The 13788-nt window shown below is 74.3% G+C and carries 12 protein-coding genes and 1 tRNA gene; 6 read left to right on the top strand and 7 right to left on the bottom strand.

What is annotated here, in order from left to right:
* Positions 1-34 precede the first annotated feature (34 nt).
* The 4 genes from ACIOD1_RS23685 to ACIOD1_RS23670 all read right to left on the bottom strand — a co-directional run bounded on the left by ACIOD1_RS23685 (position 35) and on the right by ACIOD1_RS23670 (position 5751).
* Positions 35-1249, bottom strand: a complete 1215-nt coding sequence (locus tag ACIOD1_RS23685) for a TQXA domain-containing protein (RefSeq protein ID WP_401904645.1) — start codon at positions 1247-1249, stop codon at positions 35-37.
* Positions 1250-1629: 380 nt separating this feature from the next.
* Positions 1630-2037, bottom strand: a complete 408-nt coding sequence (locus ACIOD1_RS23680; RefSeq protein WP_365614882.1) for a single-stranded DNA-binding protein — start codon at positions 2035-2037, stop codon at positions 1630-1632.
* 98 nt (positions 2038-2135) lie between these two features.
* Complete coding sequence (locus ACIOD1_RS23675) at positions 2136-4133, bottom strand: GTPase (RefSeq protein WP_401904455.1); 1998 nt, start codon at positions 4131-4133, stop codon at positions 2136-2138.
* Between the two features lie 4 nt (positions 4134-4137).
* Positions 4138-5751: a dynamin family protein gene (locus ACIOD1_RS23670; protein WP_365614888.1), complete on the bottom strand. Its 1614-nt coding sequence runs from the start codon at positions 5749-5751 to the stop codon at positions 4138-4140.
* Positions 5752-6084: 333 nt separating this feature from the next.
* On the opposite strand from ACIOD1_RS23670, the gene ACIOD1_RS23665 reads away from it, so the two are divergent.
* Positions 6085-6157 (top strand) — tRNA-Arg (locus ACIOD1_RS23665).
* A gap of 229 nt (positions 6158-6386) precedes the next feature.
* Here the strand turns inward: ACIOD1_RS23665 and ACIOD1_RS23660 are convergent.
* Entirely contained in the window at positions 6387-6887 is a 501-nt protein-coding gene (locus ACIOD1_RS23660; protein WP_401904452.1) for a phospholipase, read from the bottom strand.
* 337 nt (positions 6888-7224) lie between these two features.
* On the opposite strand from ACIOD1_RS23660, the gene ACIOD1_RS23655 reads away from it, so the two are divergent.
* The gene (locus ACIOD1_RS23655) at positions 7225-7761 is read left to right on the top strand and encodes a hypothetical protein (protein ID WP_401904450.1); all 537 of its coding nucleotides are present in this window, start codon (positions 7225-7227) and stop codon (positions 7759-7761) included.
* 43 nt (positions 7762-7804) lie between these two features.
* On the opposite strand, the gene ACIOD1_RS23650 is transcribed toward ACIOD1_RS23655, so the two are convergent.
* Positions 7805-8626 carry an alpha/beta fold hydrolase gene (locus ACIOD1_RS23650; protein ID WP_401904448.1) on the bottom strand — a complete coding sequence of 274 codons (822 nt, stop codon included), beginning with the start codon at positions 8624-8626 and terminating at the stop codon, positions 7805-7807.
* 82 nt (positions 8627-8708) lie between these two features.
* Here ACIOD1_RS23650 and ACIOD1_RS23645 point away from each other — a divergent pair, with 82 nt between their 5' ends.
* Positions 8709-9410, top strand: a complete 702-nt coding sequence (locus ACIOD1_RS23645) for a 4'-phosphopantetheinyl transferase superfamily protein (RefSeq protein WP_365614897.1) — start codon at positions 8709-8711, stop codon at positions 9408-9410.
* A gap of 65 nt (positions 9411-9475) precedes the next feature.
* On the opposite strand, the gene ACIOD1_RS23640 is transcribed toward ACIOD1_RS23645, so the two are convergent.
* The gene (locus ACIOD1_RS23640; protein WP_365614900.1) at positions 9476-10237 is read right to left on the bottom strand and encodes a nucleoside deaminase; all 762 of its coding nucleotides are present in this window, start codon (positions 10235-10237) and stop codon (positions 9476-9478) included.
* 37 nt (positions 10238-10274) lie between these two features.
* On the opposite strand from ACIOD1_RS23640, the gene ACIOD1_RS23635 reads away from it, so the two are divergent.
* The 3 genes from ACIOD1_RS23635 to ACIOD1_RS23625 all read left to right on the top strand — a co-directional run bounded on the left by ACIOD1_RS23635 (position 10275) and on the right by ACIOD1_RS23625 (position 13681).
* Complete coding sequence (locus ACIOD1_RS23635; protein WP_365614903.1) at positions 10275-10697, top strand: GNAT family N-acetyltransferase; 423 nt, start codon at positions 10275-10277, stop codon at positions 10695-10697.
* A gap of 80 nt (positions 10698-10777) precedes the next feature.
* On the top strand, positions 10778-12094 hold the full coding sequence (locus ACIOD1_RS23630; RefSeq protein WP_401904445.1) for a S8 family peptidase: 1317 nt from the start codon (positions 10778-10780) through the stop codon (positions 12092-12094).
* Positions 12095-12388: 294 nt separating this feature from the next.
* The gene (locus tag ACIOD1_RS23625) at positions 12389-13681 is read left to right on the top strand and encodes a hypothetical protein (protein WP_365614909.1); all 1293 of its coding nucleotides are present in this window, start codon (positions 12389-12391) and stop codon (positions 13679-13681) included.
* The last annotated feature ends 107 nt before the right edge of the window (positions 13682-13788 follow it).

The following is a 13788-nucleotide window of genomic DNA, read 5'->3' as shown; positions in this document are numbered from 1 at the left end:
CCTCCCCCGCCCGTTCGCGCCGCCCTCGCGGGTCTCAGGCGCCGTCCTCCTCGTCCAGCGGCCGCTTGCGCAGCAGCAGGACCACCATCCCGCCCAGCACCACCAGGCCCACCGCGAGCCCCGCGATCACCGGGGTGGCGGCGGAGCTGCCGCTGGTGGCCAGCAGCTCCCCCTCCGGCGAGGCCGTCGGCTCCCGCGCCGCATCCTCCCCGCCGGTCGGCACCTCGGCGGTCCGGGCCAGGGTGCCGACGGTCCCCGAGGTGTCGTCGCCGCGCCCCGGCCAGACGGCCGTGGCGGAGGAGCCCGTCGCGGACTCGCTGGAGCCGGCCACGATCTGCGTCTCGGCGGGGATCCCGCTGGTGAAGACCCGCCCGACCGGCACCTTGGTCGAACCCTGCACGGTGACGGAAGCGGAACCGTCCGGCGTCCCGACGGGGACCTCGAAGTAGAGGCGGCTGCCGTTGCCCGCGGCTTCGACCGGCCGTCCCTCCTCGTCCACCACCCGCACCCCCATGGCCAGGGCGGCCGCGTCGGGGGTGACGGTCACGCTCTGCGCGCCCGACCGCACGGTGACCGGACCGATCCTGGTGCCGACGGGGCCGGCGACCGGACCGGACACCCGGCCGGGGTCCAGCCCCAGCGAGGCCGGCGGCTCCGGCATCGGGGCGGCCGCCTTCTGGAGGTAGTCGGCCAGCAGTTCCGCGGCCGGGTCGGCGGCCTCCACCGTCGCTCCGTCGGCGATCCGCCAGATCGCGACCTGGGTTCCGGCGGCGGCGCTCTCCGCGGTCAGCGCTCCGGCGCCGGCCTCCTTCGCCAGCCCGGCCAGGTCGTTGCGCTGCGGATAGGAGTGCTCCAGCACCCAGCGGATCCGTCCGGCCTCGGCGTTCCCTGCGAGCGGGCTGCCGCCCCAGCCGCCTTCCGTGTACCGGGCCTGGGGTTGCGCGGAGCCCGTGCTGCCGACCCCGTACGTCTGGAGCATGCCGCCGCCGTCGACCCGCATCTCGTACAGCCCGGCCGGGATCTGCCGGACCGAGCCGTCCCCGGTGCGCAGGACCGCCTGGCCGTACGTCTTCAGCCCGTCGAGCACGGCGCTCGCGCCCTCGGCCGCCCGGCCGAAGGACTGGTCGGAGTCGGCGGCGGCCGCCGCTCCGGGCGCCCCGGCGAGGGCCGCGGCCAGCAGGGCCACGGCGAGGGGCCGGCGCACGGAACCCCGCCCCGGCGCGGCGGTCGCGGCTTCCGCACCGGCCAGGCCGGCGGCCGCGACGGGGGCGGCCCCCACGACGGGGACGGAAGCGGAACGGGGCTCGGGAAGCAGCCGACCGGGGTGGAGGACGGGCTCCGTGTCGAAGTCCCCGGCCCCCACCACCGTCGTGGACGGGGTGGCCGCGTCGGCGAGGGCACGGCGGCCCACCACCGAGACCGCGCCCACCCCCGCAGGAGCGGCAGCGGCTGGAAGCGGAACGGCCGGCGCGGCCGGACCGGCGTCGGCCGACGGCCCACCGCCCGTTCCGGGCGCGGCGGGATGAGAGGACGCGGAGGATGCGGGAACAGCGATCGACACAGTCTTCCCCTTCGGGCCGAAGGCCCAGGTGCCCGTGAGTATCGGGGAATCCTAACCGGCTCGAACACTCAGACCACCGCCGCCTTCTGAGGCCCCATCAGTGGCGTGTCCGTCTTGACCACCCGCCGGAAGGCCGCCGTTCCGCGGTTCAGGTCGTGCCCGATGGAGATCGCGTCGATGTCCGCCGAGAACCACCGCACTCCGTCGCCGTCCGGTGGCTCCTCCCGGACCCGCAACCGCCCGTGGACCACCAGCGGCTCCCCCACGGCGACGGAACTCGCCAGGTTCACCGCCAGCACCCGCCGCGCCCACACGGTGTAGAAGCTGGTGGCACCGTCCGTCCAGGAGTCGCTCCGCCGGTCGAAGTACCTCGGTGTCACGGCGAAGCGGAACCTCGCCGACGGCCCGGCGGTCGTCTCCTTGAAGTCGATCTGCGTGGCCACGTGCCCCACCAGCGTCACCAGGGTGTCGTTCATCCCGGTCGCCCTCCCCCATGTCCGTCGCCCGCACGGACGGTCCGCACGAGGTACGACCATGCTGGGGTGGTCCCGCGCTTCCCGCTCGGGCCTGTGGACTACTGGCGGGTTGTGGACAACTTCGTCCCCCCTGCGGCGACCGTGGCGTACTGCTCGCGCACCTCCCGGTAGCGCAGCAGCTCCGCGGCCACCGGCTCCAGCACCCTCGCCCGGCCGCAACCGGCCGCGGCCTGCCGGAGCCTGCGCTCCGCGTCCTGCCCGCACCTGCGGGCGGGGCCGCGCGCCGCGATCGAGCAGGCCCACTCGACCAGCGGCCCGCCGATGATCCCCGCCACCATGAACAGCACCGGCGGCAGCAGCTTCGGCTCCATGACTCCGACGATCTGCCCGACCAACCACAGGCCGCCGAAGATCTGCACCAGCGTCATGGCGGCCTGCGCCAGCACCGCCGCCGGCCACCACGTGGGTCTCGGGGGCTTCGCTCCCGGCGCGGCGACGACGGGCCCCAGGGTGACCGCCAGTTCGTCCAGCGCCTCCGGGAGCTGTTCGGCGCCGCGCACCGCCGTCTCCCGTACGGCCTGGGCCCACGGGTCGGGCAGCCCGATGACCGCCTCGTCCGCGACGGTCCGCACCGCCTGTTCCACGCGCTGGCGGGCCGTCACCTCCTGCTCGACGGGGGCCTCGGCGGACACGGCGGAGTTCCGGCCGATCGCCGCGAGGGCGGCGAGACCGGCCAGGGTGCGCGGGGCGCGCCGCCCCTCGTACCAGCGCCACAGCCGCAGCCAGGGCGTGCCGCAGGCCTTGCCGGCGTTGCGGCGCCAGGCCCGTTCGGCGGCGAGTCCGGCCGCGTAGGCCCCGACGGCCTCGGCGAGCCGGTCCTCGAACTCGGCGCGGGCCGCCTCCCCGATCTCGGGCCCGGCGTGCCCGTCGGCGACGTACAGGGGCCGCAGGCGTGCGGCGGCCCGGTCGAGATCGGCGGAGATCCGTCGGGTGGCCGCGCCCCGTTCCTGGGTGAACTGTCCGAGGAGTTCGCGAAGTTCCCCGACGCCCTCACCCGTCAGGGCGGAGATGCCGAGGACGGTGGCGCCCGGCTCGCCGTGCTCGCCGAGCGCGATCCCGTCGTCGTCCAGCAGTCGGCGCAGATCGTCCATGACCAGGTCGGCGGCCTCTCCGGGCAGCCGGTCCACCTGGTTCAGGACGACGAACGTCACCTCCGCGTGCCCGGCCAGGGGGCGCAGGTACCGCTCGTGGAGGACGGCGTCGGCGTACTTCTCCGGGTCCACCACCCACACCACGGCATCGACCAGCGCCAGCACCCGGTCCACGTGGTCGCGGTGCGCGACCAGCGCCGAGTCCAGGTCGGGCAGGTCGACGAGGACCATCCCGCGCAGCGCCTCGGCCTCGGAGGTCTCGCGGGGACGGCGGCGCAGCCTCCCCGGGATCTCCAGTCGGTCCAGCAGCCCCGCGGCCCCGTCCGACCAGCTGCACGCGATGGGGGCGGCGGTGGTCGGGCGGCGCAGTCCGGTGTCGGAGATCTGCACTCCGGCGAGTGAGTTGAAGAGCGTGGACTTGCCGCTTCCGGTGGCTCCGGCGATGGCCACGACGGTGTGCTGCGTGGACAGCCCCCGGCGCGCCGCGGCTTCGTCGAGGACCCGGCCCGCTTCGGCGAGGGTCTTGCCGTCGAGGCGGGTGCGGGACAGTCCGACGAGTTGGCGCAGGGCGTCGAGTCGGGTCCGCAGGGCCTGGGCCTCGGGGCTGAGCGGGGGCGGAGGGGGCTTGCCACTGTCGTTGCCGGCGCCCGAGACGGCCCGTACGAGGGCCTCGTCGCCCTCGCTCAGTTCGTCGTCGAGGTCGCCGAGGTCATCGGAGCCGTCGAGGACGTCGGTCGGCCCGTCGCCGGCGTCGCGCCGGCCGTCGCCGTCGCCGTCGCCGGGGCCGAACTCCTCCGCCGCTCCCTCCGCGTTCGGGGTTCCCTCGGCGGAGGCCCTTCCGAAGACCCGCCGGACCCCCTTTCGGGTGGCCCGGTGGCGCGAGCGCGCGATCAGTCCGTCGTCCCAGCGGTCGTCGGTGCGGTCGCGGTCGGTCAGGGCGGTCACCGCGTCACCTCTCCTTCTGCAGTACGGACAGCGCGGCGATCAGCTCGGCCTGTGGTTCCGGGGTCACTTCGAGCGCCTCCAGGGGGGCGAGCCGGCGGTCCCGTTCGGCGCGGAGCACCTGATCGAGGTGTTCTCCGACCAGTTCCCCGCCCCGGTCGCGCAGGCGCACGGCCGCCTGTACGCCGATCCGTTCGGCGAGCTTCTCGCCCGCCGGACGGGCCCGCCTGCCTCCGAGGAGGGCGGCGACGAGGAGGGCGGCGATGCTGTCGGGGTCGGGCGCGGGCTGCTTGTCGAGCCGGGCGACCTCCTCCTCGGCGAGTTCCTCCAGAACGCGCCGCCAGCGGCGTACGGCCATGCCGATACGTTCCGCCGCCTCTCGGTCGGGCGTGGGCAGGGCCAGCGCCCCGGCGGCGGGTTCGCGCCGCCAGGCGTCGGCGATCCGCTCGTCGGCGGCTGCGACGGCGCACTGGAGGAGGGCGGCGAGGGATTCCGCGAGGGAGTCGAGGAGTTCGTCGGCGCTGGTGTCGAGGGGGTAGCCGCGCCAGCGCGTCAACGCGTCGCCGGCGAGTACGGCCCCCTTGTCCAGACGGTGACGGACCCGCTTGCCCTCCCGCTTGTACGCGTCCTCGACGGCCGAGGTCAGCCGTACGGCGGCGGCGTGCTGGGCGGCGACGGCGGAGGCCAGCTCCGGCATCCGCCGCCCGAGGGAGTCGAGCGCGCCCAGCGCGGTCCGTCCGACGGCGTACTGACGGGCGGCGGGGTCGTGGGCGTGGTGGCTGAGCCACGCGAGGAGCGGCGCGACGGCACTGGCGGGCAGCAGCCCGCCCCCGCCGGCCGATTCGGGCAGCTCCGGCACGGTGAAGCGCGGTACGTCGCCGAGCCCGGCCCGGGTCAGGAGCGCCCCGTACTGCCGGGAGACCTCGGTGAGCACTTGGTGGGGGACCCGGTCGAGGACGGTGACGAGGGTGGCCTTGTACTGCTTGGCGGTGCGCAGGAGGTGCCAGGGGACGGCGTCGGCGTACCGCGAGGCGGTGGTGACCATGACCCAGACGTCCGCGGCGCAGATCAGTTCGGCGGCGAGCGTGCGGTTCTCGACCACCAGGGAGTCGATGTCGGGGGCGTCGAGGATGGCGAGGCCGCGCGGCATCGTCGAGACGGTCTCGATGCGGAGCTCGCGGGAGGAGTCGTGGCGGCCTGGGCCGCGCAGGGGGGTCTTCTTGGGGGCGGGGAGGAGGCCGTCCTCCCCCTGGGGATCCCAGAGGCGCATCAGGTCGGGCAGGATCCGCATCCCGGCGAACCAGTGATGATCATCCGGATGGCAGACGAGCACGGGGGTCCGTGTCGTCGGCCTGAGCACCCCGGCTTCACTCACTTGGCGGCCGACGAGGGAGTTGACGAGGGTGGACTTACCGGCCCCGGTGGACCCGCCGACGACGGCGAGCAGCGGCGCCTCGGGCGCCTTCAGCCGGGGTACGAGGTAGTCGTCGAGCTGCGCGAGCAGCTCGGCTCTGGTTTGGCGGGCGCGTGGGGCGCCGGGCAGGGGCAGCGGCAGACGCACGGACGCGACCCTGTCGCGCAGGGCGGACAGGGCATCGAGCAGCTGAGGCCGAACATCCAAGGTCACCACATGTGAAGAATGCCCAATTTGGGACCATTTTTGAAGCTTATACGCCCCCTGCGCGCCGAGCGCGACCTCGGAGGGACATCCTGGACACCGCGGACGAGTGGGACGCAGGCATAACGAGTGCACAACACCCGGGGCGACGCGGCGCAAAAGCGATGCGAGAATCGCACCTGCCTGCGATTATCGGGACCGCTTCACCGAACCTCCACATCGTGGCACGCGGGTGAAGCAACCGGGACAAGGCGACCGGAGCCCTATCCTTGACCCGGCACGGACCCCAGTCCCACCCGCACCACGGGGCTCCAGGCCCACCACGGCCACCTTCCGGCCCCCGTAGCTCAGTGGATAGAGCAGGTGCCTTCTAAGCACTTGGCCGCAGGTTCGAGTCCTGCCGGGGGCACTTTCCCGTCCTACCCTCAAGCCCTCCCTCGCGGAGGGCTTTTGTGCAGGTCAGCGGCACATTAACGAGGGCGCCGTAGCGCCGGCGTAAGCACCTGGGAAACCCCTCGCGGGGGTGGCAGCGGTCCGGCGGACCGAGGACGCCGGCGGTGATCACCGCGGCGGAGCAGCACGGCCGCTCCCGGGTGCGTCGGCGCCGGGCGCGCACGCGCACGCCGGGCCGTTTCCGTTCACGTGGTGGGGCTCGAAACGGGGGTCGGGGCCACCCCGAGGGTCCTGACGGCCTGGTAGTAGGTCCAGGCCGTGGCCTCGCACGAGGTCCGCTGGAGGCCCGCGTAAGTGGCGCAGACTCGCCGTAGGTCCGCGTGGAAGGCCTCGTCCAGCCTGGGCTTGGCCTCGGCGAAGGCCCCGGCGGCCCGGTGGTTGCGGTAGCCGAAGTCGTGGCGCGCGCAGGCCATGCGGAAGGGGAATCCGAGCGGATTGTCCGGGGAGGACGTGCAGTAGTCCGTGGACCAGTCGAACGCGTACGCGGCCCAGTCGGCCCGGTGCGCGCGGGCGTCGGCCCACTCCGCGTAGCCGGCCGCGTCGATGCGCGTCCAGCGGCTCAGCACCTGCGGTTTGTCGGCGGGGACCAGCGCGGCCGCCGACGTCGCCGACGCGGGTGGGGCCAGGGCGAGGGTGGCGGTGACCACGGCGAGGGCGAGCAGGCGGGCGGGCCGACGAGGGCGCACGGCAGTCCTCCGGGACGGAGCTGGAGCGGGACGGGGCTGGTGGCGGGGGTGGGGTGGTGCTGGTGGCGGGGGTGGGGTGGTGCTGGTGGCGGGGGTGGGTGGGGCTGGTGGCGGGGGTGGCGGCGGTGGGTGTGCCGCCCGGCCAACTCCCTTGGGCGCGAGGGGTTACGCCGGTGACCCGGTCCGGGGCGCGAGGGTGGGACCGGGCCGTACCACGGTCCCGGTCCCAAGGGCTTGCGCCCCTCTCAGGTATGACGCCGTGTGCGACTTCCGGCAGAGGAGAAGTTCGTACCGGGGAGGGACGCGCGAAAGGCTCGCCCCACGAACACTTGTGGGTATGAGCCGCCGTTCTCTCGTCATCGCCGCCGCCATCGTGGGAGCACTCGCCACGGCCGCCTTCGCCCTGCCCAACCTGCCGCCCAACCCGGTCACCGACAGCCTCAACAACCAGATGTTCGGCGAGAAGGGCCGACGTTTCGCCACCGCCGCCGACGCGCCCACGCGCGGCGACGGAGCGTTCGTCCTGCCCGGCTGGATACCCAAGGACGCCACCAACGTCCGAATAAAGGCGCGCACCGACGGCCACACCCGGCTGATCCGGTTCACCCTCGGCACGACCCCCCTGGACGGGCCGAAGTGCACGGCCGGCACTCCGAAGAAGGTCGGGGAGCCGCGGTTGGGGGCCCGTTGGTGGCCGGGGGACCTGCGCGCCGGCGAGCGGACCGAGTGCCGGGACGCCTACCAGTACCAGGTCGCGGTGCGCGGCAAGCAGGTCTATGCCTGGACCGACGGCACGCCCTCCCCGGGAGCGAGCCGGCGCGGCAGCGGTGCGCCCCTCGCCCCCGCCTCGGTGACGACGGCGGTACGCGGCTGACTTTCGGATCCTGCCGGGCCCGGCAGGATCCGAAAGAGACGGCCTAGGCGAGGAGCTCGGCTGTGGCTCGGGCGAAGGCCTCCGGGTTGTCCAGCATGATGTTGTGCCCGCAGTCCGGAAGGGCGACGACGGCAACGCCGGCGGCTTCCAGGGCTTCGGCTCCGGAGAGCGTTCCGTCCGCCTCCGGGTGGAGGAACCCGCGCGGGATCTTCAGCTCCAGCAGCAGTTCCCGCATCGTGGGGGTAGTGCCCGCCGCGAGGTGAACGGCGCTGCGGTGCAGGGCAGTACGGCCGGCCAGCCGCATCGTCGACCACCAGTGGGGGGTGACCCGGTCGCGCACCTCGGCCCAGCCGCCGGCGAGGAACTCCTCCTCCGTGTACGAGGCGATGCCGGAGGAGCCCGCCACCCCGCGAACGGAGACCTGCGGGTCCAGGTTGGCGTCGACCAGGACGAGGCGGGAGACCAGCCGCGGGTGGCGGGCGGCCAGCACGATGGCCACCGCGCCGCCCATGCTGTGCGCGATCACCTCGGCGCCGCCGGCGGCGTCGGCTCCATCGGCGTCGGCGTCGGCGTCGGCTCCGTCGGCGTCGCCGCCGATCCCGGCCTGCACGAGGGCCTGCGCGAGGGCGTCCGCGTGTGCCTCCAACGTGTAGGCGAACCCCTCGGGCCGGTCGCTGTGCCCGTGGCCCAGCAGGTCGACCAACAGGGAGCGTCGGCCGGCCAGCAGCGGGTGCACCGCGCTCGCCGTGAAGTAGGCGGGCGAGGTCGAGCCGAGTCCGTGGAGGTAGACGCGGGCCGGAGCCTCCCCGGGGAGTTCGACCCAGCGGATCCGATCGCCCCGCGATGTCACGACAGCACTGTGCACGGTGTGTTCCCCCTGAATGCGAACCGGGTGTGGAGCGGCCGAGGGTAGCCGCTCCGGTCACGGGCTCGACTACTCTCATCAGGTGATCGAGTACGTGAACCACCTCGGCGGTGAGGAGCCCCGGATCGGCCCGCTTCCCGTGGGCGCGGCCGTGGCGGTGTGGTCGTTGGACACCACGCGCGAGGTGATCGGCGGCCGCGAGGTCGGCGGCGCGCGGGCGCTGTTGGACGCGACCGAACAGGACCGGGCCGCGCGGCTGTTGCGGGCAGACGACCGGCGCAGCTACCTCGCCTCGCACCTCGGGCTGCGGATCCTGCTCGGCGGATACCTCGGGCTGCCCCCGGAGAAGGTGTCGCTCGTCCGCGAGGAGTGTCCGTGCTGCGGAGGGCCGCACGGTCGGCCCGCCGTGGCCGGCGGCGCGGTGCACTTCTCGCTGTCGCACAGCGAGGACGTGGCGTACCTCGCCTTCGCCGGGGTTCCCGTCGGCGTCGACGTGGAGGGCCTGCCCGGCCCCCAGGCGGTGGCGGACGTCCTGCACACCCTGCACCCCGCCGAGACGGCGGAGCTCACCGCGCTCGCGGTGGAGGAGCGTCAGGCTGCCCTGGCCCGGGTCTGGTGCCGCAAGGAGGCCTACCTCAAGGCCACCGGTACGGGCCTCGCGCTCGGCGTGGCCGAGCCGTACGTCGGTTCGGCGGCCACCCCCGCGCCGGTCACGGGTTGGTCCCTGTCCGACCTGTCGGCCCCGGACGGGTACGCCGCCGCGCTGGCCCTGCGCACGACCTGAGCGGCGGCCGGACCCGGTCTCGGTCCGCGCCGGGGTCGGGGTCATAGTCGGGGCCGAGGTCAGAGTCAGGGCCGGGGTCGGGCCTCGGGTCGGGCGGGATACGGGGCTTGCCGCTCCAGCCGGTCCGCCCGGGTGGCCGCCGCCCCGGTGACCGGCGACCAGACTCCCGCCAGCCACTCCGCCACCGACGCCGCATCCGGCAGGCCCGCCGGGACCGCCTCGTGCAGGGCGACCGTCTCCGGTTCCACGGTGCGGTGGTGGGCCAGTACTGCGGGCTCGGCGGGCCCCCGGTGCGCCACCGCGACGCTCCGCAGGAACATCAGGTTCGCCACGAGCGGCCAGACCCCGCCCCCGCCCTCCACGGCGGTCGCCCCCGAGGTCCCGGCGGAGCCCTCGCTCAGCGCCCACGGGTCGGGCGCCAGGTACCGCACCCCGCCCACCCCCGTGAAGGCGGCCGCCGCCGCGCACATCGGGCAGGGCTCCTGCGTGCTCCACAGCGTGGCGGAGCCGAGGACCCAGCCCGTGCGCGCGGCCCCGAGCGCGTTCATCTCGGCGTGCGCCAGTGGGGTGCCCCGGAGCGGGCCGGTACCCGGACCGCCGCCAGACGCCCCAGACACCCCCTGCGCCCCGTACGCCTCATACGCCCCGTACGAGGCGTACGCCTCGTTGCGACCCTGGGCGAGCACCCTTCCCGCCGGGTCCGTCAGCACCGCCCCCACCGCCAGGCCCCCGGCGGTCAGGGACTCGTAGGCGAGCCCGAGGGTTCGCCGTACGGCTTCCGGCGCGCCCTCCCAGGCCTCCTCGAACCCACCCTCACGTGTCGTCATCCCGGCATGGTCACACGATCACCCCTACGCTGCCCGCATGGAGATCCGCCGTGCTCGCACCGCCGCCGAACTCGTCGCCGCCGAAGGGCTCTTCGACGGTCCGGTCCGCCCCGATTGGTCGGAGCGCTTCCTCGCCTCGTCCGGCCACCTGATGCTCATCGCCTACGTGGACGGCGTGCCCGCCGGCATGGTCTCGGGCGTCGAGATGACCCACCCCGACAAGGGCACCGAGATGTGCCTGTACGAGCTGTCCGTCGACGAGGGGTACCGGCGGCGCGGCATCGGACGGGACCTGACCCGGGCCCTCGCGGAGGAGGCCAAGGCGCGCGGCTGCTACGGCATGTGGGTGGGCGTCGACACCGACAACGAACCCGCGCTCGCCACCTACGGCGCGGCCGGCTCGGAGGACGAAGGGGTCTTCACCATGCACGGCTGGGACCTCGGCGCCGACCCGGCCTGACACTCCCGCGACGGCGTGTCGTGCGGCCGATCGGCGCACCCTCCGCGCGCCGCCGCCCGGGCGGGCAGAGCATCGGCCGCATGACCGCACTGACCGCACTCCTCCCGGCTGCCGCCCTCCTGGCGGCCGCCACCGTCCTCCCCCCGCACCCGGCGACCGCCTCCGCCGAGGGGCGCGACCCCTCCGTCGCCCCCTACGTCGTCGTCCTCAAGGACACCACCGGCCGCGCCCCGACCCGCGCCCTCGCCGCCGAGGCCGCCGAAGCGGGCGACCAGGTCGGACCGGTCTACGACACCGCCCTCAACGGCTTCGCCGTGCGCACGACGTCGGCCCGCGCCGCCGCGCTCGCCGCCGATCCCCGGGTGGCCTCGGTGGAAGCGGACACGCGGTTCCGGATCTCCGACGACACCCCGCCGACGCCCGTGCCCCCGGTCGGAACGACCGCCCCGGCCACACCCACCACACCCGCCGCCCCGACCGCCCCCGTCACCGCGCCCACCGCGCCCACCGCTCCCACCACTCCCGTCACGACCACCCAATCGACCGCACCCTGGCCCCTCGACCGCATCGACCAGCGCGAACTCCCCCTCGACGGCGCCTACACGTACGCCACGAAGGCCGAAGGCGTCACCGTCTACGTGGTCGACACCGGCATCAACACCGCCCACGAGGAGTTCGGCGGACGCGCCCGCTCCGGCGTCAACACGGTGTTCATGGGGGGCGCGAACGACTGCAACGGCCACGGCACGCACGTCGCCGCGACCATCGGCGGCGCCACGTACGGGGTCGCGAAGGGGGTCTCCCTGGTGGCCGTGAAGGTGGCCGACTGCCGGGGCGACGGCAGCCTGTCGGCCATCCTCAAGGGCCTGGACTGGATGGTGAAGGACGCCACCAAGGGCATGGCGTCGATCACCCCGAAGGGCCCGTACGTGGCCAACATGAGCATGGGCGGCACCCGCAGCCACGCCATGGACGCCGCCGTCATCCGCGCCGTGGCCTCGGGGATCACCTTCACCGCGGCCGCCGGCAACGACGGCCGGAACGCCTGCGCGGGCTCCCCCGCGGCCGTCCCCCAGGCCCTCACGGTCGGCGCCACCGACGCCTCCGACCGCCGCCCCTCGTTCTCCAACTACGGCTCTTGCGTGGACATCTCGGCGCCCGGCGTGGCCGTCACCTCGGCCTGGAAGGGCTCCCCGACGGCACTCGCCCGCGCCTCGGGCACCTCCATGGCCGCCCCGCACGTGGCGGGCGCCGCCGCGCTGGTCCTGGCGGCCGGGACCGCCCGCACCCCTGCCCAGGTGGGCCAGGCCCTGGTGCGCGCCGCCGTGTCGGACCGGATCACCGGACTGCCGGCCGGAACCCCGAACCTGCTCCTGCACCTCCCGACCGACCGCTGACTCGCTGAGCCGCAGGCCTGCGGGCCCACTGCCCGCAAGCCCGCAGGTCGCCTACCCCCCCTCACACCCCACCGGCTCCACCCGTCACCCCGCGCGCGAGTCACCGACCGGTCGGTATCCGATGTCCCATCAGACCGGGTCTGATGGGACATCAATGTCTGTGTGCTTCGCGCCAAAGCAATCCATTGACATCTCAAGACCGCGACGCGTCAATGACGGCCATCCGCACCGGCTCGACCTCCTCCCCACAGCGGGTGGGGGGAGGGGTTCGTCTGACGAAGGAGTCGCGACCCAGTGAGTACAACGTTCCGACGAAGAGTTCTGGCCGGGGCGGGCGCCCTTTCCCTGGCCCTCACGGGCGGCGTGGTGGCCCTGACGGGGACGGCTCAGGCCGCGACCAAGACCACGGCGGTCTTCGAGAAGTGCGTCGCCCCCGCGCCCCAGCCGGGCGCCAACGGCAGCCAGGACTTCACGATCACGGTGCCGGACACCGCCAAGGCCGGCCAGAGCGTGCCGATCACCATCGACCCGGGCGAGACCCCGGTCATCCCGATGTTCACCATCGACACGGTGAACACGATCAAGGCGAAACTGCTCGTCGGCGGGGTCGCCCAGACGGTCACGAGCCCGGCCGTCCCCAGCCACCAGGAAGCCAACGTCAAGGCCAACCCCCCGGCGTTCAGCGGGAACATCACCATCCCCGACGGCACCGAGGGCACCACCCTCCAGATCACCATCGACCAGGTGATCACCGACGCCGACCTCGGCGGCACGATCTACACGACCACCTGCACGCCGGAGCCGCGCCCCAGCGCCTCCGTCGGCTCGATCGCCGTGGAGGCCCTGCCGAAGGACCCGGCGACCACCAGGCTGACGCCCAACAGCGGCAAGGCGGGCACCGCCGTCACCGTCACCGGCGCCAACTTCCCGGCGGGCCCGGTCACCTGCTCCGCCCTCCTCGCGGGCGGCGCCACCGGTGACACCGGTGCCGGCACGGCGGACGCGTCGGGCGCCGCCACCTGCGCCATCACGGTCACCAAGAAGGCCGACGCGATCAAGATCGACGGTTCGGTGCTCCCGCCCAAGCCCTTCGTCTTCGTCGAGGAGCAGGCGGGCGTCCAGAACCCGGTCGACATCGAGGTGCTGCCCGGCCCGCTGGCCCTCGGCCCGAAGGACGGCCAGCCGGCCGTCAGCTTCGGCGCGGTGACCATCAACGGCAAGTCCCAGTCGGTGTTCGGCGCCTTCAACGCGGCCACCGTCCAGGACTTCCGCGGCGGCAGCCTCGGCTGGGACGTGACGGCGACCCGTACGCCGTTCCTGAACCAGACGACCGGCCACTCGATGGCGAAGGCGCAGATCGGCATCCAGCCGACCTGCACCGTCACCAACCCGGACAGCCCGAGCACCTGCTCCGCGGGCACCCCGGGCGCGATCACGGACACCCCGCTCAAGATCGCCTCGCAGGCGGCCGGCGGTGACGAGCTGACCGGCGGCGAGTTCGCCGTGGGCGGCGCGGCGATGCTCCAGCTGCCGCCGTTCATGTTCGCCGACACCTACCAGTCGGTCGTGACCTTCTCGATCGCCTGACCGGGCCCCGGCCCCGGGGCTTCACCCAGGCCATCGCGGCCCGCGCCTGCCCGGCGTCGAGGGTGTGCCCGAGTCGGGCGGCGACGGCGGTGACCACGCGGGCGCTG

Source organism: Streptomyces sp. NPDC088097, from assembly GCF_044741845.1.
Taxonomy (GTDB): Bacteria; Actinomycetota; Actinomycetes; order Streptomycetales; family Streptomycetaceae; genus Streptomyces.
This window is presented reverse-complemented; position numbering and strand designations above follow the sequence as displayed.

Excerpts from the sequence above, each read along its gene's own strand:
- ACIOD1_RS23630 (WP_401904445.1), top strand. The coding sequence starts at position 10,778 with ATGACCGCACTGACCGCACTCCTCCCGGCTGCCGCCCTCCTGGCGGCC.
- ACIOD1_RS23640 (WP_365614900.1), bottom strand. The coding sequence starts at position 10,237 with ATGACGACACGTGAGGGTGGGTTCGAGGAGGCCTGGGAGGGCGCGCCG.
- ACIOD1_RS23655 (WP_401904450.1), top strand. The coding sequence starts at position 7,225 with ATGAGCCGCCGTTCTCTCGTCATCGCCGCCGCCATCGTGGGAGCACTC.
- ACIOD1_RS23635 (WP_365614903.1), top strand. The coding sequence starts at position 10,275 with ATGGAGATCCGCCGTGCTCGCACCGCCGCCGAACTCGTCGCCGCCGAA.
- ACIOD1_RS23680 (WP_365614882.1), bottom strand. The coding sequence starts at position 2,037 with ATGAACGACACCCTGGTGACGCTGGTGGGGCACGTGGCCACGCAGATC.